Here is a 21,348-nt window from a genome sequence, read left to right on the forward strand (position 1 = left end):
CCATAAAAAGTCTTTGCAATAATGGTTAGTATCATTTGTCCAAAAATCTTTACAATAGACTACCCAGCGATGGGTAGTTAGCGTATTATTTGCGACATAGTAGGTTTTCTCTTTTTGAGGGTGAAATGCGTTTAGATATCCATTGTGCAGACCGCATCGGTATTGCTCAAGAAATACTCAATATTTTAGTCAACTATCGCGTTGATTTAAAAGGTATTGAAGTTGATTCAATTAACTGTCGTATGTATGTGAGTTTTCCGCCGATTGAATTTGAGCAGTTTCAAAAAATCATGCCCTCAATTCGATTAATTGATGGTGTACAGGATGTACGTACCACCGCTTTTTTACCTTCTGAGCGTGAGCATAATGAGCTCAACACATTGTTGCGTGCGCTACCAGATGGTGTGATCTCAATTGATGCCAAAGGTTGGGTAAGGCTTTGCAACGATGCTGCATGTAAAGACTTACAGTTAACTGAAAAAGAAGTTATTGGTTCAAATATTAATAATCTATTGAAAGGCTTTAACTTTACCCGTTGGTTAGAAGGCAAAGAAGTACTGGGACAAACAACCCGGGTTGAGGTGGCTGGTGAAGATTTTATCGCGGATATCTTGCCAATCGCAGTACCACAAGGCAATGAAGGTGATGTATTGGCCGGTGCGGTGATCAACATTAAATCACAAAGCCGTTTAGGTCAGCAGGTAAGTGCGTTTCGTCGTTATGGTCAAGAAAGCTTTGCAACTATTCACAACTTTAGCACTGCGATGCGTCGTGTGGTTCGTGAAGCGCGTAAAATGGCGCAACTTGAAGCTCCGATACTTATCACTGGTGAAACCGGTACCGGCAAAGAGTTACTGGCACGCGCTTGTCACTATGCATCTAATCGTTCTGTGAAACCTTTTATCGCTTTATCGTGCGCTTCACTGCCTGATGATGTTGCTGAGTCTGAATTATTTGGTTATGCCGGTTATGAAGAAAATGCAGCGCCAAAACGCGGCGTGTTAGAGCAAGCGGATGGTGGCACGGTATTTTTAGATGAAGTGGGTGAAATGTCTACCCAACTTCAAACTAAGTTACTGCGCTTTTTACAAGATGGCACATTTCGCAAAGTTGGCGATGAGAACGAAGTAAAAGTAAATGTACGCATTATCGCCGCCACGCAAAAAGATTTACCCGCGATGGTACAAGAGGGTACGTTTAGAGAAGATTTATACTATCGGATCAATGTACTGACTTTAGAAATTGCTCCACTACGTGATCGTAAAGCTGATGTAGGGCCACTTGCAGAACATTTTATTCAAAAATATGCGCAGCAAAATGGTCATGCAATTCCGGAACTATCTGCAGAGTGTTTGTCGTTTTTACAAGATTATCCTTGGCCGGGCAATGTCCGCCAATTAGAAAATGCGATATACCGTGCGGTCTCGTTATTAGATGATAACGAGCTACGTGTTGAGCATTTACAATTACCTGCATTTACCCATGATTTAGGGTACTTGGAGTCTGATTTTGAGGGCTCGCTCGATCAAGCTGTAAAGCGTTTTGAGGCTACATTATTACGTAAGTTGTACCCTGCTTACCCAAGTTCGAGACAATTGGCTAAGCGTTTAGGGTTAAGTCATACCGCAGTTGCAAATAAGCTACGTGATTACGGCATTAATCGTAAAACGGTAAAAGTGTAAACTGACTCAAATCAACAGTATTGGGTACTATTGCTTAGTACCCATATCTTTGGTTACACCGTCAATAGCGACAGTATCGATACCTTCAGCGGTGAACTTAATTAAGATACTGATGTTATTACGGGCAAAAAAGTAATCTTTGTTATCTAAACTGATAACATAATCCCCTTTTACCGCGCCTTTATATTGACGTTTTTCAAGTTTGATTGTGTGTTCGCCAATTTCCCAGCTGAATCCTTCAATAAAGCCATTATTAAATTCTTGCACCCACACTTGTTGGTCGTCTTTTGCTAAAGTAATAGCAATGGAATAGGATTCAGGTAATTGCATATCATAGCTTTTTTTACCTATAGTAAACTTGCTATTTTGTTGCTGCCAAGCAAACCCAAATTGAAACGGCTTTTCAACCCCAGTTGGATAACGTACGTCTCCTTCGCCTGGATAGTTAAAGTCGGCCATCGCGCTGGTACTCATCAATGCAAATACCATACTCAAATAAGAAACTGATTTTTTCATCATTTTTCTACTATTATTTATAATCAGAGAATTTCAGAGTAGAGCAGAATATTCTCCAATGCAATACGCTATGCTACACTCACAAAATTGTTAACTGGTAAGACCTTTATTGTGAACTTATATTTTCGTCTTTTATTATTATTTTTTAAAATCAAACGTAACCGTGATTATCAATCATTGTTAGACACTGTGGATATAGATTACAAAGCGCTGCCAAGTGATTGTGATATTAATTTACATCTTACTAACTCTCGTTATTTAGCAATGATGGATTTAGCTCGCACTTGGATGACTGAGCGAGTTGGCTTGCTTGAAACGATTATGAAAAAACGTTGGTTTCCTATCGTTAACGCCACGGCCATCACTTATATTCGTGATATTAAGCCAATGCAACGATATACCATTAGCACGCGCTTAGTTGGTTGGGATCATAAGTATTTTTATATTGAGCAAAAATTTCATTCCGAGCGTGGCTTGCATGCGATCGCCTATGTAAGAGGTGTGTTTAAGCGCAAGCGAGGTGTCGTCAGCGTAGAAGAAATGCTAGAGGCGGTAAACTTTGATGGTATTGTGCCTATATTACCTACGGAAATTATGCACTGGAAAGAAATGTTAGAGCAGAAAAAAATAACAAATCTTCCCAGTTGAATTTACATACACTGATAAAAGGTCGTTAGGCCTTTTTAGAGTATGTTTAAAAAGCGTATTTAACCCCTAACATGGCAACTACAGGATCAATTTTTACTGTTGAAGTAAGAGCTTGTTTACCATCGGCATAAACAGTTGCATCGGTTTCAATATCCATGATTGATACCATCGCATGTACGCCCCAGTTTTGATCTAGCATATAGTTAAAGCCTGCTTGAGCTACAAAACCAAATGAGTTATCAAGCTTTACTTCAACGTCGTTGGTGCCCAGTACTGTTTTTAGCGCTGTAGAAGGTTGCTCATCAAAAAACACTGTGTAGTTAATACCTACACCAACGAATGGGCGAAATGCTGAAGTACTTTCTAAAAAGTGGTACTGAGCGATTAGTGACGGCGGTAATTGCTTAATATCAGCTATTTTATTGCCAGCTAAACCACCGGTGCCATTAACTTCATGAGAAAAGGGTGTTGCAGCAACCAATTCTAGAACCCACTGATCGTTAAATGCATAGTCAACTGTAATACCCAGTTGTGTATCCGAGCTACCTTTTAAGCCTAAACTTGGATCTTCATTGATCGCTGAGCTGCTATTGTCAGGGTTAACATTAATAGCACCGACATTAACGCTTAAGTTTGCACTGGCGAAAGGAGATGCGATTAAAAGTGAGGTGAGTAACGCTGCGCTAAGTTGTTTTTTCATGCTGTTCTCCGAGAACTACTTTTTGAATTGGCGTTATTATCAGCCAAAAAAAAAATAAAAAACTGTTCTAGATCAAGCTTTATAACAGCGTATAAAACGGCGCAGCGTTTGTTTGATTTAGATTAAGGTTTACTTAATTGACGTTTAAAATCGATTGACAGTGCACTCTTTTTTATTGCTATTCATCAATAGGTCAGGAAAATAAGTTATAATTGCTGCTTAAAGCAAGGGTATACAATGAACGAAACCAACCATCTTTTTCTGTCTGGCTCTATTAGCAAAGCACTGTTAAAACTTGCAGTTCCTATTATTCTTATCAATATTTTACAATCTGCCTATCAATTAACCGATGCGTTCTGGGTTGGTCGTCTAGGGGCGGCACAAGTTGCAGCGGTGTCAGTAAGTATGCCAGTGACTTTTTTAGTGATTGCGATTGGCTCTGGACTTGCGATGGCGGGGGCTATTTTGTCAGCGCAATATATGGGGGCTGGCCAGCAAGATAAAGTAAACCATGTGGCCGCACAAACAGTGTTAATGGTGACTGTGACGGCCATTTGTTTAGGAATTATCGGTTATTTGCTATCTCCTTACTTTTTACATTTACTGGGTGTTGAAGATGCCGTTTATAACGATGCTTTAAAATTTATGCATGTGTCATTTGTGGGTGTGGTATTTGTATTTATTTATGCCATGTTTCAAGCCTTAATGCGGGGTATTGGCCAAACCAAGGTGCCACTGATCATTGTTTCCGTAACCGTGTTGCTAAACTTTGTACTCGATCCATTATTTATTTTTGGTTATGGCAGCTTTACAGGTCTTGGGGTGATGGGGGCAGCGCTGGCTACATTGGTGACACAAAGTTTGGCAGCCATTGCTGGCATTGTTATTTTTATGCGTGGTCGCCATGGTATTAAGCTAAAATTATCAAGTTTCATTCCTGATTACAGTTATATCAAACAAGCGTTTTATTTAGGTGCACCAGGCTCTGTGGAGTTGTCAGCGCGTGCATTTGGTTTGATTATCATGTCTTTTTTAGTGGCTAGTTTTGGCACTCAAACCATTGCTTCTTATGGTGTTGGTTCAAATATATTACAGATGGTGATGATCCCGGCTATGGGACTCTCGATGGCTGTGTCGACCTTAGTTGGACAGAATATGGGCGCAGGTAACCCGCAACGAGCATCGCAAATTACTAAGTTGGCGGTACTTTGGGGATTATGTGGTTTGTCTTTTATTGGGGCGATTGCATTTATATTTGCACCTTACTTAGTGGCATTTTTTATCCCCGATGATCAAGGTGTGATAGCCAAAGGCGCACAGTTTATTCGTGTTATGTGCTTAACTTGGGGCGGAATAGGCGTGCAATTATGTGTGGTGGCTGCATTTAGAGCATCAGGGAACATGCTTAATGCGATGTTGTTGGCGCTGTTTTCTCAATGCGTAGTACAATTTCCGGTGGCGTATATTTTGTCAAAACACACACATCTGGGCGATCACGGCATTTGGTACTCGTTTGCTGTCACCAATGTGATCGTCGCATCGCTATCGTATTTGTGGTTTTGTCGTGGTCGTTGGCAACAAACAAAATTGACCAAAGATGATAAAGATATCGCTAAAGTCAGCCAAGAAGCATTCATCGAAGAAGGTGCACACTAATACCAATCGACTTAAATATTTAACCATTCTAGCGCGCTAAATAAAGCGCTAACTGCGTTAGTAATTTTTCATGTACGACTGCATGGATGCAAGAGGTAGAGCAATGCAGGAGCAATTGCCGAGAACAACTACATGTCAAAATCTCTGCCTTGTTATCACTGTATTTTTCTGTCGCTATAAATGGTCAGTAACTTAAAACGATTAGTATAATCCGTGTTTCATAAAGCGGTCATAAATTCAGGTTGTAATGAATACACTCTCTCTTAATAAGGGTGTTAATTATGACTTTAGCTATCCAATCTCACACCACGAATGATGCAATCCACACTGATACTGTGGTCAGTTACCTTCAAAAGCTGATCCAATTTAAATCTGTTACGCCACAGCAAGCCGGGGCAATAGACTGGTTAGCAAAGCAGTTAACAGACCTTGGCTTTAACTGTGAACAGTTTACCTTTAATAATGTTACTAACTTAATAGCTAAAGTAAGCTTTGGTGATGGGCCACGCTATGCTTTTTCGGGGCATATTGATGTGGTCCCCGCATCTGGAGGAGCGTGGCGAGCAGAACCATTTTCAGGTGATATTATTGATGGCGCGATTTATGGCCGAGGCGCTGCTGATATGAAAGGGGGCGTTGCCGCCATGTTATGTGCCAGTCGTGCATTACTGGCTAACGTAGCCGCAAAAAAAGGTACTTTTTACTGGTTGATCACCTCTGATGAAGAAGGGGAAGCGGAATATGGTTCACTACTGATTGCCGAGCGTTTAGCGCAACAGGGCATCCAACTTGACGGCTGCATTGTCGGCGAGCCAACCAGTCATTTGCATGTTGGTGATACAATCAAAAATGGCCGTCGAGGTGCACTGTCTGCGCGGTTAGTGATCAACGGCAAAGCAGGGCATGTTGCTTATCCAGAAAACACCATCAATGCAGCTCATCTTAGTGCAGAAGTAATCAAGCGCTTGACTAGCATAACTTGGCAGCGTGACGAGCCAAGTTCACATACGAGCTTGCAAATAACCGGGATTAATATTGCTAATGTTGTCGATAACATGGTGCCAGCACGATGTGAAATGACATTTAATATTCGTTATAGCCATGGTTATAAAAGCAGTGATATAAAAAATGAGATTCAATTCGCGTTAGACGATTTACAAGCTTTGCTGAGTGTGGAATGGGAGCGTCCGTGTGAGCCTTTTTATACGAGTCATCAAACGCGTCGCTGTTTATTGACTCAAGTTGAACAAGCTATTTTTAATGTGACAGGCAGTTATCCTTTATTAAGTACCAGTGGCGGAACTTCTGATGGGCGGTTTTTTGCCAATGATTACACCCAAGTGATTGAATGCGGGGTACGAAATAATACCATCCACCAAGTTAACGAGCATGTGCCTATTAATGACTTACTAAAAATTGAGAAAATATATACACAGCTTTTAGAGCAGGTATTTAGCCGTATCAGCTGACTATAACGCAAGGCTATCATTAAACTGTTCATTATAAACAGACAATTTCTGACAATGTCCGACAAGCGCTGAGAGATGTATCGTAAAGGATATGCTAACATTTTTTCAGTAAATTTCGCTATTCGAAATAAAATACTTAGTAATTGATTTATAAAAAATTATTAAAGTAATAACAGCGTTTAGTGCGGTTTTTAGCGTTGATAAAATTAAACATTATGGAGATTGTTATGAGCACCAGTAATAAAGGATTTAGTATTGCACTGTTGTTTGGTGTGGCAGCTGCTTTAAGTGGATGTGGTGAAAGCACGGATGAATTAGATGATAAATTAACCCATCAAGCAAATATGTCTTTCATAAATTCATTGGATTATATGGCTGACTTTCATGTCAAAAAAAGGAGTATTAGCACCGGCTACAGTGGTTTATTCGATAGTGATAATATCGCTGCGGGCGATGTAGAGGCCAATGCTGTGGGTAGTCGCTATAACTACAGTTATAAAGTAATCAATAACATGATTAACTTGGGAGTTAAAGATAGTATCAATGCGAATAAAGAGGAACGCATAAATACAACCTTGAGTAATAACGACGATTTATGGGTAATTGCTTGGCAATCTTCAGGTAAGCGGGCTTTGTCTGTCATTGATAAAAAACAAAACAATACTGCAGATGTATTTAATGTGCGTTTATTTGCCAACGGCGAGTATGATGTGTCAATTGATGATAAAAAAGTATTAACTACAAAAAAGGGCAGTGTCACAGCGTTCTTAGCGGTGAGTAATTGTGCTAATGGCCTAAAAGTTGCCAATCAGGCTATCGATTTATGTGCGGGTAATTTTGGCGCTTCATATTTATTAGTTGTCGATAGTAATGGTAAACGAGTAATGGCTGAAGAATAACTTTAGATTAAAACTCCTCTGGTTAGTGTGAAATAGTTGCTGAGATAGATGTATTATCCACAGTTCAAGTCTCTCAAAGGCGCTACTCCCATGTTGGAGATATAGCGCCATATCCACCTAGAACTACCACGCACTAACTACAAATAAGTAGCCTTTGGAACGGATAGTCTTAATTTTTATTGGGTTACGCGCATTATCACCGAGCTTCTTGCGTAACTGGCTAATATGATTATCAACACCACGTTCAATTCCATCATAGTGATAACCTTTTATTTTTTCAACAATGTCACTACGTGACAGAATAACTCCTGCATTTTTAGCAAGCAGTAGCAGTAGGTCATATTCGCCGTCTGTGAGCTGGATATGTTGCGTTGCTAAAGAGACAGTTCGGTTGTGCGTATTAATGATTAATTGCCCAAACGTTATAGACTCTTTCGTTTGTGGCTTTATGGCGAGTGGATCTGTGGGATGTCCACGTCTTAAAAAAGCTTTAATTTTTGCCAGTAGTAAGCGAGGTTTCACCGGCTTTAATAAATAATCGTCGGCACCAATTTCAAGCCCTACAACCTGATCAATTTCTTCTTCTCGTGCAGTAAACATCAAAATATAGCCGCTGTATGACTGCCTTACTTCGCGGCATACCGTTAAGCCATCCTTGTTCGGTAACATAACGTCAAGCAGCACCAGAGCTGGCTGCCACTGAAGAATACGGGAGACCGCATGCTCGCCATTTGATTCTATTTCAACCTGATAGCCTTCAATCGTTAAATACTCTTGAATTGACTCAGCAAGCGGTAAATCATCTTCTACCACTAAAATCTTTGTTTTCATTTCTTGTTCTCTATGTGGATTATCGATGTGTGCGTTTGGCTGGCCAATTTAGTATGAAACATGCACCACCTAAGCTGGATGGCTCAACACTCGCGGTTCCTTCATGCCAGCCTAAAATTTGTTTAACGATTGCAAGGCCTAGTCCGGTTCCACCGACTTGCAAATTACGACTTTGATCTTCTCGATAGAATGGTTCAAATACCTTCTCAGCACAGGGTAAAGGAATACCATCACCGTTATCAGCAACACAAATCAGCCAGCCTTTTGCGGTTTGTTCATAGCTTACTTGAATATGGTTTCTTCCATACGCTATGGCATTGCGCATTAAATTACTTAATGCACGGCTCATATAAAACTTATCAATCATTGCATGGCAAGCGCCTTGTTCAAGTAAAACAATCTCAGTATCAGGGTTGGCTTCTTGCCAACAGATTAACTCTTGTTTTATCCAATGATTAAGTTCAACGGTTGCAAATGTAAGAGTGGGTATTTCGCGCTCAAATCGAGCATGTGTAAGCATTTCTGATACTAATGAATTTAGTTCATTCAAAGATAATTCAATCCGCTCTAGTTGCCCTAGTTGATAGTCATTGGTTGTACTATTTCTAAGTAATTCAACATTGAATTCAATGCGTGCGATGGGAGTTCGCAATTCATGTGATACAGCATTGATCAGAGTTTTATGAGAAGAGATAAGGCGTTGTATTTTTTCGGCCATGGTATTAAACGTTTTGGACAAGTGGTTTAGATGGCTAAAACGAATTAGCTTAGCGCGAGCATCAAATTTACCTTGTCCAAGTAATATCGCCACTTTATTGAGCGATAACATAGAGCGCCAGCCAGGAATTAACCATATTATAATTGGTATAAGCAGAAAAAAGCCGAATATAAAATAAAAGATACTTAACATGTACACCACTTTGCCCTTTAGTTGAGGGCTAAAAGGGCCAAGTACAATTACTTTATCGCTATTTTTGATGCGCTGTACGGCAATGTCGGCGGGATAGCCAATAAAATCAGAATCCGCAGTTGATATGGTCACAATAGCTCCTGTTTTTAATTGGGCTATTTGTTGCTCTGTGTAAGTTAACTCACTCAATGTCATCAGTGCAACGGGATATGTAAAATCATCACTGAGCGAATCAATTATCGACGGCCAGCTCTGCTGTGGGTGTTGCATCAGCATATTATTCAGTAGGTAAAAAGAGCCCATCATCCAACGTTGCGCTTCGTTGATCAGATGCTTAGGAACCGTATTGGGTTTTACAATTACTAATAGCTGTTCGTCATCTATTTTTCGATATGCTAAATCTGTTTGCGGATCACCCCAAATTTTATCCTCTGCGAGCCAAGATTGTTGCTCACTTGAAAAATCACTTTGTTGATAGTCTTGTAAAGTAAGTTCAAAGCCAAAATTAGCTTGTATGTTTTGTAAGTAGGCCATTCTCTGGTGTTTAGGTATGGATTGTAATTGTTGTGCAAGAAGATCCGTAGAGCCTGATGTTAAAAACTCTAAAGCCCATTTTTCAGTAGGGTACCTGACGTTACTTTCAAAATGAGGTATCACCAATAATTGAATGCTAACTACCGAAAAAATAATGATAAAAGATAAAAATAGCAGGGACCTTTTCATAGCTGTTCTGTCAACAATTTGTGTACAACCACTTTATCATATCTGCACATAAAAACTACTTTTGATAGCATACAGCGAACGCAAATTCACGTTACGGATCAAAAGTAGGTTTAGTAAATAAGCTAGATGGCTGGTCGTCCTTATTTTATACACCTTTGCGTTCTTAGTTCTTTCCTAAATATCTTTTTGCTTTGCCTTCTTTTACTTTTTCAAGATCAACAAGCACTAAGCCATCAATACAATTATTGAAATCAGGATCAACACTAAAACTTAAAAACTGTACGCCGCCAGGCTCACATAGTTCGGTGTATTGTTTAAATAAAGTGGGTACTTGGGCACCCATGTTTGCGAGCACATGTTTGAGCTCAACAAAGTCTTCTTTGACATCATCACCGCTAAATAGATTTGCGCACTGTATGAGTTGCTGCTCTGTGAGTTTGAACTCATTATTAGGTGTAGCTATAACCTGCTTAGCGCCGTAATAATGCTGATAATAATGAACTAACATGGCTTTGGCTGGTTCTGGCAACGCGTTAGAGACACTGACTGCGCCATAGAGGTAGCGATACTGAGGATAATTTTTCACAAACGCGCCAATCCCATACCATAAATAATCAAGACTTTTACGACCCCAGTATTTAGGTTGTACAAAGCTGCGACCCAGTTCAATACCTGCAGCAAAGTAAGGAGTCATTGCATCACTGTAAGAAAATAAGCTATCAGTATATAAACCTTTGCGGCCGTGTTTATCAATAATAGCTTGAGCACAAGCAAGTCGGTATGCGCCAACCAATTCAAGTTGTGAGCCGTCCCATAAAACCAAGTGCTGATAATCCATATCGTACTTATCAATATCACGACGCTTACCACTGCCTTCACCAACAGTGCGAAACGAAATCTCTCGTAACCGGCCAAGCTCTCTGAAAATCGCTGAGCTGCCTTGATATTGATAAAGGTATATCTGCATGCCGTCTTGAGTTGTGCCTAATAGCTCACACTGTTCGATGGCTTTTTTTAGTTCCTTGCGGCATTCTGAGGAGGCGATGGGTGCTTGTGTTTTAAGCGGTAAGGTTTTCTTTGAGGTAAGTGCATAAAGCTGCTTACGGATCAGATTGACTACTTCTTTGTCTTTAAGGTTTTCAATTAAATAAGACTCTGGAGGTATCGATGCGCCAATTTCAAACTCTAATGATTTTTGTCGTTGTTTAAACATTTCTTTAACCAGTAATAAACTCGCTAAAGGCTTGTAAATCATCGATGTGCCATAAAAAAGTGGGCTATTTTTGGCTTTAATAAAAATCGGTAAAATTGGCGCATTGGCTTTTTTTGCGATCCGTAAAAAACCACTATTCCACTTGCAATCTTTAATTCCGGTAGGGCTTAAACGCGACACTTCACCTGCTGGGAAAATGAGAATGGCCCCAGCTTCTTTAAGGTGCTGGTGGATATTATTGAGTTCTTGCTTTTTACTGTCACCCGATAAATTATCGACCGGCAGTAATAATGAGTGCATTGGCGTAACTGACATTAACATGCGATTGGCAACGACCTTTAAATCCTTACGAACACTTGATAATACTTTAATTAATGCCAGTGCATCTAAAGAGCCAATAGGGTGGTTAGCAACAATAACTAACTTACCCTCACTAGGAATATTCTCAATCTGCTTTGGCTTGTAGCGAGTATCAAAATCTAGTTCATCCAACACTTGCTCAACAAACTCAATGCCTTGTAAGTGCGGGTAGGCATCACCAAATGCAACAAATTCTTGTTCGTGAAGCAAATAACCTAACCCTTTTTTAACTAAACTTTTTACTTTAGGTGAGTTTTCTAATTGTGGTAGATTTGCTGCGATTACTTTATCAACACTGATCATAATTACCTCGTTTGCATATGGTGATCAATATATCGCCAGAGTAAAAGCTTGCCATGACAATTAGGTTGCAGTTGTGTGACTTTTTAAAGAGCCGAGCAGTAATTCGATTAGATTAAATGTTTTAACAAAGGTTATACTCTTTGCAAATCAACAACTCTATAGGCATAACATGAGCGTACTCGTTGCGATTAGTGGACGTGATTGCAGTAAAATTATTACTGCGTTAGCGACTAAATTACCAGGTGTAAAAATTTCACAGTGGCCAGACTGTGATAACTTAGAGGATGTTGAATTTGTGCTTGCTTGGCTGGCACCTGCAGATATGTGGGCACAACTACCGAATTTAAAAGTAGTTTCTTCATTTGGCGCAGGGGTCGATAGCATTGATTTAAACTTACTCCCTGACAATGTCATTGTGACACGCATCGTTGATGAAAATTTAGCTCATGATATGGCAGAGTATGTGCTTACCCATATTTTAGCGCATAAGTTAAGGCTTAAAGACTATGTGATTAAGCAACAACAACGACAATGGCTGCCAAAACGCGCTTATAGTCATAATCATGTTGTGATTTTAGGTTTTGGTGAGTTAGGACAAAGCTGCGCTAAACGTTTACTGGCTAATAATTTTACCGTAAGTGCATTTTCACAAAGCCCTAAAAATATACCCGAAGTAAATTGTATTCATCAAGTAAGTGAATTACCAAGTTTGTTAGCACAGGCTGATTATCTCGTGTGTTTATTACCACTAACCACGCAAACGAAGGGCTTTATTAATCGCAACTTATTAATGCAGCTACCAAGTCATGCCGTGCTCATCAATGTAGCGCGAGGCCAGCACGTCGTTGCAGACGATTTACTTTGGGCATTAGATAATCAAATTATAAGAGGAGCAACATTGGATGTTTTTGCACAAGAGCCATTAGCTGCAGAGCATCCTTTTTGGCATCATTCAGCGGTTACAATGACTCCCCATTGCGCGGCATTGTCTGATCTGAAAACTGTAACGCAGCAGATTGCTAATAATGTACAACGTATGAAAACAGGCCTTAAATTAAATAATCAGGTTGATAGAACAAAAGGTTATTAAAAGTTCAGCGACAATAGCGTAGTACATCTTGTTAACATCTGTAATTTTAGTTAGTCTAGTTAACTCAAAAAACACTAACAATAATAATAAGGTGTACAATGAAACAGCATCAAACAGGCGTTAAATTTAGTATTATCGTTATTTCAGTGGTCTTAATGGGTGTGTCTGCATGGTTTAATCAAGCTAATGCAAGTGAACAAGCTCCTGTTTTACAAAGCCAAACAGAATAAATAGAACCAACAATTGATAACGAAGCCGGGTTAGCGTTTACTATGACGCTCCCGGTTCTCACTCTTCTTCTCATCACTTTTTTTAATTAACACATAGCTTGCACCACTGCCACCATGATGCCTAAGTGCACTATGAAAGGCTAATACGCAGTCAATTTCTTGTAGCCATTTATTGGTATAACTTTTTAACACCCCAGGGGTCTTTTTGTTTTTGATACCAGTGCCGTGGCGGATCACTACCACACGAATATTACGTTTTTGGCAATCAGTTATAAATTCAAATAAGGCTTGGCGTGCGTTTTTTAGTGTTTGGCCATGTAAGTCAAGTGTCGCATCAAGCTGATACTTAGCTAATCGAAGATTTTTAAATACAGCATCTTGCACTCCCGCATTTTTATAACTCAATAGTGCATTAGGCTCTAATAGCTCGACTAATTCACTACGTAGATAATTTTCATCGATGTTTAAATTTAATTCTGCGGCTTTGCGTTTTTGTTGCTGGGCTAAAGAGGGGCCAGTTAAGTGTTGTGATGGTTCGATCGTATCGTGATCTAGGCGAGCAACGTCTTCCATAGACGTTAAAAATAAATCAGAGTCAGTTAAAGGCATAGTGATACCCAAAGTAGCATAATACGCCGATGATTTTAACTTAGTTCATTTTGCTGCCCAAGTTCTATTCGCGCAAAAAAATACCCTACCGAGCAAAGCCCGGTAGGGTACATAAAATTATCTAGGGAGAGATATTAATTTTGCGGCACATTTAATTGCCCAAAGGTATAAACCTTGAACAAGTAAAACGTGTTTATCAACACTAAACTCATGTTTGAAATAACACTCGACGACATTAAATCCAAGCTAAATGACAAAAACAGTAAAGCACAGGCGCTGATCGCCGCTACACGCAGTATTGTTAATTGATTGATAAAAAACGCCCCTAATCCTAGGGCTAACAGGATAATATTTAAAAGCCAATCTAGCTCGTTTAGCATGGTTGTATCGTTGTTCAAGTGTTGAAAAAAGGAGCGCCATTATGTTGATATTTTGCGCACCTTTCAACCAAGTAATTTTATATTTTCAGATTAGTTTTTTTAATCCAAAATTAATTTTTGTAATGCAGAAAAAAAGCCGGCTTGTTCGGTTACTCGATATTTTTGACAAGTATCTGGTTGCTTATTGTTTTGACATAAATAAAGGCTATTACGCGCTAAATCGGCATTTGGCTGCAAATTTGAGTCAAATAACATGGCGCCATAACCAAACAGTCCCGGCCAATATACACTTTGCGTTACTAATCCTAATTTTTCATAGGTTAATAACTGTGGTTTGGGGATAACTAAAATAGCAAACACAATAACACCCGCTACAATAATGCCTGTGCGGCTTTTTTTTGTTTCAGTTAATTCACTACTAGCAGTTTGTGTTTGTGCTTGCGTGACGTTTGCCTGAGCAGGCGCTTTTCGCTTGTTAGTTGGTGCCGTTGGTTTTTTTCGTTGAGGCGTTTTTCCTAGCAAGGATTGTTTTTTTATATTATTTGACATAAAGCAAATCTGGCCTTTTAAGCAGAGCTCTCTATAATGAGATTATTAAATTAGAAAAGTTATTAAGCATAATAACTTAAACCTAGTTCATAACCTACGGGGATCAACAATGAATACGCAGCTTTCAATTTTAATAGTGGATGATGTGGGAACAGTGCGCAGCTTTCTCCATCAAACATTAATGCACTTAGGTATTGAAAATGTTAGAGAAGCGTCGACAGCTGCGCAATGTATAAGTGCTTGCCAAGCGGCCGATTATAATATTATTTTTTTAGATATTGAGTTGCCAGACGGTGATGGTAAAGAGATTATCGCGCAGATCAATGAAATAAACCCACAAACTAATGTCGTTATGGTATCGGCTCACTCAACGGTTGAGAATGTTAAAGATGCAATCGATAAAGGGGCTAAAGGATTTGTGGTAAAACCATTTACACCGAAGAAAATAGCGGCAATGTTGAAAAAGTTTTATCCAGAATTAGACGTTGTTTAACGCAACAACAGTGTTTAAATAATTTTAAGCGTTAAATGATAGATATAAAAAAACCGGTCAAGACCGGTTTTTTATATTCTAGCAAAAACAAATTATAGCGCTTTGATCTTAGCTGCTATGCGGCTCTTATGACGAGCTGCTTTGTTTTTGTGAATTAGACCTTTAGTTGCATAACGGTCTAAAATAGGTGTAGCAACTGCGAAAGCTTGCTGTGCAGCTTCCTTGTCGCCCGCTTCAATAGCAACAACTACTTTTTTGAAGTATGTACGCATCATTGAACGACGGCTTGCGTTATGCTGACGGTTTTTTTCGCTAGTGATAGCGCGTTTTTTTGCAGACTTGATGTTAGCCAAGGTTTGCTCCTAACAATCTTAAAATAAGCTTAATTTAAAGGCCGTGGAATATGCCTTTTTTAATCGTGAATGTCAATAAAAATTTGACATACCAAGAAAAACTGCTCCTATATAACGAACATCAATTTGCCGCTCTAGCACAGTTAATACCGCTATTGTAACAAAGGCGGTGAGTTCAGCCTAGTGCTTTAGAGCGATTTATAAAAAAGACTGTGGCATAATTGGTTTTATCGTTGGTTTTAAAGCAGGTTTAGTGTGGCAAAAGGATTATTTCGTTCCGGTATGATTGTAAGTGCAATGACAATGATATCGCGTGTTTTAGGATTAGTGCGAGATGCTGTTGTCGCAAATTTACTTGGCGCAGGTGCTGCCGCCGACGTTTTTTTATTCGCTAATCGTATTCCCAACTTTTTGCGCCGCTTATTTGCTGAAGGGGCATTTGCGCAAGCATTTGTGCCAGTTTTGTCGGAAATCAAACAGCAACAAGGAGACGACAAAGTCAGGCTGTTTGTTGCTCAAGCCGCTGGCACACTTGGTACTATTTTACTGGTTGTAACTATTATCGGTGTAATTGCATCGCCAATTATTGCAGCACTATTTGGTACTGGGTGGTTTATTGAGTGGTGGCAAGGTGGCCCAGACGGTGAAAAATTTGTATTAGCCAGTAGCTTACTTAAGCTAACGTTCCCCTATTTATTTTTTGTAAGTCTTGTTGCACTAAGTGGCGCGGTGATGAATGTTTATAATCGTTTTGCTGTTGCGGCCTTTACGCCAGTGCTGTTGAATATTTCGATTATTGCCTGTGCAATCTTATTACACGATAAATTCTCGGTTGGTGCTTATTCGCTAGCTATTGGTGTGTTTGTCGGTGGAGTGGTGCAGTTATTGTTTCAATTGCCGTTTCTGTACCGAGCGAAAATGCTCAGTAAACCACGTTGGGCCTGGCAGGACGAAAATGTAAAAAAAGTCCGTAAGTTAATGTTACCGGCGTTGTTTGGGGTATCTATTAGTCAAATTAATCTACTGCTTGATACCATGATTGCGTCATTGTTAATGACAGGGTCAATTGCTTGGTTATATTATTCTGACCGCCTAATCGAATTTCCACTGGGGTTATTTGGCATTGGTATCGCGACGGTTATTTTACCTGCGCTATCTAAATTACATAGCAGCGAAAAAAGCAGCGATTTTCAGCACACCTTAGACTGGGGAGTGCGGTTTGTGATCTTTTTAGGCTTACCTGCGATGATTGGTTTGATGATCATTAGCCCGTTAATCATCTCTGTATTATTTGATCATGGCGCGTTTAGTCAAGGTGATGTCGATCATGTTCAGGCCGTGAGTTTAGGGGTGATGGCTTACTCTGTTGGGCTTGTCAGTTTTATGTTGATCAAAGTTTTAGCGCCGGGATTTTATGCACGTCAAGACACTAAAACTCCGGTGCGTATTGGCATTATTACGCTGGTGTTGAACATGGTCTTTAATATTATGTTAGCACCATTTATAGGTTACTTAGGATTGGCGCTTGCGACTTCAATGTCGGCCAGTTGTAATGCGTACCTGCTTTATCGTCAATTAAGCAAAGAGCAGGTTTATCAGTTTTCGCGTTTTAGTTTATTGTTTACCTGCAAATGTTTGCTCGCCGCCTTATTGATGGGGGCTGTAGTTTGGTACGCTGCGACACAGTTTTTATGGCGTCAGTGGCATTTTAGTGAGCAAGTTGTTTTATTGATAGGTTTACTCGCTCTGGCAGGGGGGGTGTACTTTTTAGTGTTGTTTTTACTCGGGGTAAGACTAAATACCATAAAAAACGTTGTTAGTGCTCAATCAGACTAAAAAAATCAACTGAAACTCGCATCTTGAAGTGGTTTGGGTATAATCGGTGATTCTGTAACCCAAGTGAAATTTTACTCGGTACATAACGCTTACAAAGGCATTAGGTGGCATGGAGTTAATTAGAGGTATCCACAATATTCGCACACAGCATTATGGTTGTGTGTTGACCATTGGTAATTTTGATGGTGTGCACTTAGGTCATGGTGAAGTACTCAATGGATTACTCAATGACGCTAAAAAATATAACTTACCGAGTACGGTAATGTTATTTGAGCCTCAGCCACAAGAGTTTTTTGCCAGAGATAATGCGCCAGCTCGATTAACGCGGTTACGCGACAAGCTAGGTTTGTTAGCAAAGTTAGGCGTTGAACGGGTAATTTGTATTAGTTTTAATCAGCAATTTGCCAATATGGAAGCAGAGCAATTTGTAACAGAGATACTGATCAACAAGTTGGGTGTCAAAGCGCTAACCGTAGGTGATGATTTTCGCTTTGGTAAAAGACGTCAAGGTGACTTTAATTTACTAAAAAAAATGGGCCTCGCGGCTCATATGGATGTAAAAAGCACCGCGAGTTTTCGGCAATTAAATGCTAGAGTAAGCAGCACCTTGATCCGCCAAGCATTAGCTGAAGGTCAGTTAGCGCAAGCCAAAGCGATGCTAGGTCATGATTACGCAATATCAGGGCGAGTGATCCATGGCTGGAAACGCGGTCGTGAATTAGGGTTTAGGACTGCAAATATTGCGTTAAAGCGGCAAGTATGCCCTGTAAATGGGGTGTTTGCGGTACAAGTAACGTTAAACGATAAAACAGTGTATGGGGTTGCAAATATTGGCAACAAACCCACATTTAATGGAACACGCGCATTATTAGAAGTTCATCTGTTCGACTTTGCGCAAGATATTTATGGACAGTTTATGCACGTGGAGTTAATTAAAAAGCTTCGCGATGAGAAAAAATTCGAGACATTAACACAATTGACGGCACAAATAGCAACTGATGTTGCTGCCGCTAAACAGTGTTTTGGTTTAAATTAGGTAGCCGATACGGAAACTAGGATTAATGAGCGACTACAAGCATACTTTGAATTTACCGGAAACGACGTTTCCAATGCGCGGCAATTTGGCACAACGTGAGCCAAAAATGCTTAAGACATGGTATGAAGACGACCTGTACGGTCAAATTCGCAACGCTAAGAAAGGTAAAAAAACCTTTATTTTGCATGACGGCCCTCCGTATGCGAACGGCGATATCCATTTAGGTCATTCAGTAAATAAAATTCTAAAAGATATTATTGTTAAATCAAAAACCTTATCTGATTTTGATGCGCCTTACGTACCTGGTTGGGATTGCCATGGTCTACCGATTGAATTAATGGTAGAGAAAAAAGTGGGTAAGCCAGGCGTGAAAGTCACGGCTGCAGAATTCCGTGAGAAATGTCGTGAATACGCTAAAAAACAAGTTGAAGGCCAAAAAGTTGATTTTAAACGTTTAGGCGTATTTGCTGATTGGGATAAGCCTTACTTAACCATGAATTTTGACTTCGAAGCAAACGCAATTCGTGTGCTTGGACGTATCATCGAAAAAGGCCATTTACACAAAGGCGCAAAGCCTGTGCATTGGTGTACTGATTGTGGTTCTGCTTTGGCCGAGGCTGAGGTTGAATATCAAGATAAGCAATCACCAGCGATTGATGTGCGTTTTGAGTTTGTTGATCAAGCGGCCGTTGTTAGTGCCTTTGATTTAAAAGCCGATCATGAAGGTAAAGGTACAGTCAGTACAGTGATCTGGACAACTACACCATGGACACTGCCAGCTAACCGTGCGGTTGCCGTACATGCTGAACTAGAATATGCCTTAGTGCAAGTTGATGATGAAGGCGCGCAGCAGCGTTTGATTATAGGGTCAGAGCTAGTTAAAGATGCAATGGATCGCTACGGCTTTAAGCACTTTCACGTATTAGGTTATGTAACGGGTTCAGCACTTGAAAATTTACAAGTGGCGCATCCATTTTATGATTTTAATGTACCAGTGATTGTGGCCGATCATGTTACTACTGATTCTGGTACGGGTATCGTGCATACAGCACCTGGCCACGGTCAAGAAGATTTCGTGGCAGGTCTACAATACGGCTTAGAGGTGGCTAACCCGGTTGGTGCAAATGGTGTTTATTTACCTGACACTGAGCTTTTTGCAGGTCAACATGTATTCAAAGCCAATGCGAGTGTAGTTGATGTGCTGACTGAGCGTAATGCGCTTATGCATCACCATGCCTTAACGCACAGTTACCCGCATTGCTGGCGTCATAAAACGCCAATTATTTTCCGTGCAACGCCGCAGTGGTTCATTAGTATGGATCAAGCTAATTTGCGCCAAGATTCATTAAAAGAGATTAAAAACACTCAGTGGTTGCCAGAATGGGGCGAAAGCCGCATAGCAAACATGGTTGAAGGTCGCCCGGATTGGTGTATTTCACGTCAACGTACCTGGGGTGTTCCAATTGCACTGTTTGTTGATAAAGACACCGGTGCTCTTCATCCTGATACTCAAGCTTTGATTGAAAAAGCAGCCCTGCTGGTTGAAAAATCAGGTATTCAAGCATGGTACGACTTAGAGCCTGCAACTTTACTTGGTGAAGCTGATGCTCAGCAATACATGAAAGTGCAAGATACATTAGATGTATGGTTTGATTCTGGTGTAACGCACGCCTGTGTGGTTGATGCTCGCGAAGATTTAGTTGGTCCAGCTGATTTATACTTAGAAGGCTCAGATCAACACCGCGGTTGGTTTATGTCATCAATGATGACGTCAGTGGCAATTAATGGTCATGCACCATATCGTCAAGTGCTAACTCACGGTTTCACTGTGGATGAAAACGGCCGTAAGATGTCAAAATCGCTAGGTAACGTTATTTCACCACAGAATGTGATGAATAAACTCGGTGCAGATATTTTACGCTTGTGGGTTGCTTCAACTGATTACACTGCAGAAATGACCGTATCAGATGAAATCTTCAACCGTTCTGCGGATCGCTACCGTCGTATTCGTAACACTAGCCGTTACTTACTCGCTAACTTAAGTGGTTTTGATCCTAAAACTGACCAAGTAGCTATTGATGACATGGTTGAACTTGATCGTTGGATTGTTGGCCGTGCGGCGCAATTACAAGATGAAATTTTGGCGGCTTACGAAAGTTACCAAATGCTCCAAGTAACGCAAAAGCTAATGAACTTCTGTACTGGTGAGCTTGGTTCCTTCTATTTAGATGTGATCAAAGACCGTCAATACACAGCGAAAAGTGATAGTCATGCCCGTCGTTCATGTCAAACAGCTCTATATCATATTGCCGAAGCTATGACGCGCTGGATGGCGCCAATCATGAGCTTTACCGCACAAGAGATTTGGCAAGCACTGCCAGGTGAACGTGACCAATATGTGTTTACCTCAGTTTGGTATGATGGCTTAAAAGCGGTTGGCGAAGGCCAGTTTAGTAATGACGATTGGTTAACGATTCTTACTGTGCGTGATGAAGTAAACCGTGTGTTAGAAGGTGCACGTAAAGAAGACGTGATCGGTGCGACACTCCAAGCTAATGTGAATATTTTTGCCAATGCAGAGCTTGCAGCTAAATTAGCAGCTTTGGGTGATGAGCTTCGCTTTGTATTCTTAACATCTAACGTTACTGTTACAGCTGTTGATACACAACCAGATGCAACTCAAACAACTGAAATTGAAGGCTTATACATCAGCGTATCAGCTACCGATGCACAAAAGTGCGAACGTTGTTGGCATTACTGTGATGATGTAGGTGCAAATCCTGCGCATCCAGAAATTTGTGGTCGTTGTGTTAGCAACGTAGATGGCGAAGGCGAAACACGCCAATTCGCATAGGAGTAGGA

At 40.3% G+C, this 21,348-nt stretch carries 20 protein-coding genes; 11 read left to right on the forward strand and 9 right to left on the reverse strand.

What is annotated here, in order from left to right:
* Positions 1-125 precede the first annotated feature (125 nt).
* Positions 126-1,682, forward strand: coding sequence for a transcriptional regulator TyrR (gene tyrR, locus H5183_RS04945; protein ID WP_145237318.1), 1,557 nt, complete (start codon positions 126-128; stop codon positions 1,680-1,682).
* A gap of 27 nt (positions 1,683-1,709) precedes the next feature.
* On the opposite strand, the gene H5183_RS04950 is transcribed toward tyrR, so the two are convergent.
* Complete coding sequence (locus tag H5183_RS04950) at positions 1,710-2,198, reverse strand: hypothetical protein (RefSeq protein WP_145237744.1); 489 nt, start codon at positions 2,196-2,198, stop codon at positions 1,710-1,712.
* Between the two features lie 111 nt (positions 2,199-2,309).
* Here H5183_RS04950 and H5183_RS04955 point away from each other — a divergent pair, with 111 nt between their 5' ends.
* Positions 2,310-2,846, forward strand: coding sequence for a thioesterase family protein (locus H5183_RS04955; RefSeq protein WP_182731090.1), 537 nt, complete (start codon positions 2,310-2,312; stop codon positions 2,844-2,846).
* Between the two features lie 46 nt (positions 2,847-2,892).
* Here H5183_RS04955 and H5183_RS04960 read toward each other — a convergent pair whose 3' ends face one another.
* The gene (locus H5183_RS04960) at positions 2,893-3,546 is read right to left on the reverse strand and encodes an OmpW family protein (protein ID WP_145237312.1); all 654 of its coding nucleotides are present in this window, start codon (positions 3,544-3,546) and stop codon (positions 2,893-2,895) included.
* A gap of 237 nt (positions 3,547-3,783) precedes the next feature.
* On the opposite strand from H5183_RS04960, the gene H5183_RS04965 reads away from it, so the two are divergent.
* From H5183_RS04965 to H5183_RS04975, 3 genes are all read left to right on the forward strand, one after another.
* Positions 3,784-5,202, forward strand: a complete 1,419-nt coding sequence (locus H5183_RS04965; protein ID WP_182731091.1) for an MATE family efflux transporter — start codon at positions 3,784-3,786, stop codon at positions 5,200-5,202.
* A gap of 281 nt (positions 5,203-5,483) precedes the next feature.
* Positions 5,484-6,671, forward strand: a complete 1,188-nt coding sequence (gene dapE, locus H5183_RS04970; protein ID WP_182731092.1) for a succinyl-diaminopimelate desuccinylase — start codon at positions 5,484-5,486, stop codon at positions 6,669-6,671.
* Positions 6,672-6,898: 227 nt separating this feature from the next.
* A complete protein-coding gene (locus tag H5183_RS04975; RefSeq protein ID WP_182717073.1) occupies positions 6,899-7,570 on the forward strand; it encodes a hypothetical protein in 672 nt (223 codons plus the stop codon).
* Between the two features lie 123 nt (positions 7,571-7,693).
* Here H5183_RS04975 and H5183_RS04980 read toward each other — a convergent pair whose 3' ends face one another.
* The 3 genes from H5183_RS04980 to H5183_RS04990 all read right to left on the reverse strand — a co-directional run bounded on the left by H5183_RS04980 (position 7,694) and on the right by H5183_RS04990 (position 11,910).
* On the reverse strand, positions 7,694-8,401 hold the full coding sequence (locus H5183_RS04980) for a response regulator transcription factor (protein ID WP_182717074.1): 708 nt from the start codon (positions 8,399-8,401) through the stop codon (positions 7,694-7,696).
* Between the two features lie 19 nt (positions 8,402-8,420).
* Complete coding sequence (locus tag H5183_RS04985) at positions 8,421-10,034, reverse strand: ATP-binding protein (protein WP_145237297.1); 1,614 nt, start codon at positions 10,032-10,034, stop codon at positions 8,421-8,423.
* Between the two features lie 163 nt (positions 10,035-10,197).
* Complete coding sequence (locus H5183_RS04990) at positions 10,198-11,910, reverse strand: lysophospholipid acyltransferase family protein (RefSeq protein ID WP_145237294.1); 1,713 nt, start codon at positions 11,908-11,910, stop codon at positions 10,198-10,200.
* Positions 11,911-12,079: 169 nt separating this feature from the next.
* On the opposite strand from H5183_RS04990, the gene H5183_RS04995 reads away from it, so the two are divergent.
* A complete protein-coding gene (locus H5183_RS04995) occupies positions 12,080-13,000 on the forward strand; it encodes a glyoxylate/hydroxypyruvate reductase A (RefSeq protein ID WP_182731093.1) in 921 nt (306 codons plus the stop codon).
* A 98-nt stretch (positions 13,001-13,098) separates the two neighbouring features.
* Positions 13,099-13,230, forward strand: coding sequence for a hypothetical protein (locus H5183_RS21730; protein WP_257325490.1), 132 nt, complete (start codon positions 13,099-13,101; stop codon positions 13,228-13,230).
* A gap of 30 nt (positions 13,231-13,260) precedes the next feature.
* On the opposite strand, the gene smrA is transcribed toward H5183_RS21730, so the two are convergent.
* From smrA to H5183_RS05010, 3 genes are all read right to left on the reverse strand, one after another.
* Complete coding sequence (gene smrA, locus H5183_RS05000; protein ID WP_145237288.1) at positions 13,261-13,839, reverse strand: DNA endonuclease SmrA; 579 nt, start codon at positions 13,837-13,839, stop codon at positions 13,261-13,263.
* Between the two features lie 134 nt (positions 13,840-13,973).
* Positions 13,974-14,219, reverse strand: coding sequence for a hypothetical protein (locus tag H5183_RS05005; protein ID WP_145237284.1), 246 nt, complete (start codon positions 14,217-14,219; stop codon positions 13,974-13,976).
* Positions 14,220-14,318: 99 nt separating this feature from the next.
* On the reverse strand, positions 14,319-14,768 hold the full coding sequence (locus H5183_RS05010) for a hypothetical protein (RefSeq protein WP_145237281.1): 450 nt from the start codon (positions 14,766-14,768) through the stop codon (positions 14,319-14,321).
* Between the two features lie 109 nt (positions 14,769-14,877).
* Between H5183_RS05010 and H5183_RS05015 the strand changes: the two genes are divergently transcribed.
* Positions 14,878-15,261: a response regulator gene (locus H5183_RS05015; protein ID WP_145237278.1), complete on the forward strand. Its 384-nt coding sequence runs from the start codon at positions 14,878-14,880 to the stop codon at positions 15,259-15,261.
* 92 nt (positions 15,262-15,353) lie between these two features.
* On the opposite strand, the gene rpsT is transcribed toward H5183_RS05015, so the two are convergent.
* The gene (gene rpsT, locus H5183_RS05020) at positions 15,354-15,614 is read right to left on the reverse strand and encodes a 30S ribosomal protein S20 (RefSeq protein ID WP_145237275.1); all 261 of its coding nucleotides are present in this window, start codon (positions 15,612-15,614) and stop codon (positions 15,354-15,356) included.
* Between the two features lie 297 nt (positions 15,615-15,911).
* Between rpsT and murJ the strand changes: the two genes are divergently transcribed.
* The 3 genes from murJ (at position 15,912) to ileS (ending at position 21,340) form a co-directional block, all read left to right on the forward strand.
* Positions 15,912-17,450 (forward strand): murein biosynthesis integral membrane protein MurJ, encoded by a 1,539-nt coding sequence (gene murJ / locus H5183_RS05025; RefSeq protein ID WP_392352530.1) that lies wholly within the window; start codon positions 15,912-15,914, stop codon positions 17,448-17,450.
* Between the two features lie 109 nt (positions 17,451-17,559).
* Positions 17,560-18,486 (forward strand): bifunctional riboflavin kinase/FAD synthetase, encoded by a 927-nt coding sequence (gene ribF, locus H5183_RS05030; protein ID WP_182731094.1) that lies wholly within the window; start codon positions 17,560-17,562, stop codon positions 18,484-18,486.
* A 25-nt stretch (positions 18,487-18,511) separates the two neighbouring features.
* Positions 18,512-21,340 (forward strand): isoleucine--tRNA ligase, encoded by a 2,829-nt coding sequence (gene ileS, locus H5183_RS05035; protein WP_145237269.1) that lies wholly within the window; start codon positions 18,512-18,514, stop codon positions 21,338-21,340.
* Positions 21,341-21,348 lie beyond the last annotated feature (8 nt).

The organism is Pseudoalteromonas sp. SR44-8 (assembly GCF_014163635.1).
GTDB lineage: Bacteria > Pseudomonadota > Gammaproteobacteria > Enterobacterales > Alteromonadaceae > Pseudoalteromonas > Pseudoalteromonas rhizosphaerae.

Excerpts from the sequence above, each read along its gene's own strand:
- smrA (WP_145237288.1), bottom strand. The coding sequence starts at position 13,839 with ATGCCTTTAACTGACTCTGATTTATTTTTAACGTCTATGGAAGACGTT.
- H5183_RS04950 (WP_145237744.1), bottom strand. The coding sequence starts at position 2,198 with ATGAAAAAATCAGTTTCTTATTTGAGTATGGTATTTGCATTGATGAGT.
- H5183_RS05010 (WP_145237281.1), bottom strand. The coding sequence starts at position 14,768 with ATGTCAAATAATATAAAAAAACAATCCTTGCTAGGAAAAACGCCTCAA.
- H5183_RS05015 (WP_145237278.1), top strand. The coding sequence starts at position 14,878 with ATGAATACGCAGCTTTCAATTTTAATAGTGGATGATGTGGGAACAGTG.
- H5183_RS04975 (WP_182717073.1), top strand. The coding sequence starts at position 6,899 with ATGAGCACCAGTAATAAAGGATTTAGTATTGCACTGTTGTTTGGTGTG.
- H5183_RS04985 (WP_145237297.1), bottom strand. The coding sequence starts at position 10,034 with ATGAAAAGGTCCCTGCTATTTTTATCTTTTATCATTATTTTTTCGGTA.
- H5183_RS04960 (WP_145237312.1), bottom strand. The coding sequence starts at position 3,546 with ATGAAAAAACAACTTAGCGCAGCGTTACTCACCTCACTTTTAATCGCA.
- H5183_RS05005 (WP_145237284.1), bottom strand. The coding sequence starts at position 14,219 with ATGCTAAACGAGCTAGATTGGCTTTTAAATATTATCCTGTTAGCCCTA.
- ribF (WP_182731094.1), top strand. The coding sequence starts at position 17,560 with ATGGAGTTAATTAGAGGTATCCACAATATTCGCACACAGCATTATGGT.
- dapE (WP_182731092.1), top strand. The coding sequence starts at position 5,484 with ATGACTTTAGCTATCCAATCTCACACCACGAATGATGCAATCCACACT.
- H5183_RS04995 (WP_182731093.1), top strand. The coding sequence starts at position 12,080 with ATGAGCGTACTCGTTGCGATTAGTGGACGTGATTGCAGTAAAATTATT.
- ileS (WP_145237269.1), top strand. The coding sequence starts at position 18,512 with ATGAGCGACTACAAGCATACTTTGAATTTACCGGAAACGACGTTTCCA.
- murJ (WP_392352530.1), top strand. The coding sequence starts at position 15,912 with ATGACAATGATATCGCGTGTTTTAGGATTAGTGCGAGATGCTGTTGTC.
- H5183_RS04990 (WP_145237294.1), bottom strand. The coding sequence starts at position 11,910 with ATGATCAGTGTTGATAAAGTAATCGCAGCAAATCTACCACAATTAGAA.
- tyrR (WP_145237318.1), top strand. The coding sequence starts at position 126 with ATGCGTTTAGATATCCATTGTGCAGACCGCATCGGTATTGCTCAAGAA.
- H5183_RS04965 (WP_182731091.1), top strand. The coding sequence starts at position 3,784 with ATGAACGAAACCAACCATCTTTTTCTGTCTGGCTCTATTAGCAAAGCA.
- H5183_RS04980 (WP_182717074.1), bottom strand. The coding sequence starts at position 8,401 with ATGAAAACAAAGATTTTAGTGGTAGAAGATGATTTACCGCTTGCTGAG.
- H5183_RS21730 (WP_257325490.1), top strand. The coding sequence starts at position 13,099 with ATGAAACAGCATCAAACAGGCGTTAAATTTAGTATTATCGTTATTTCA.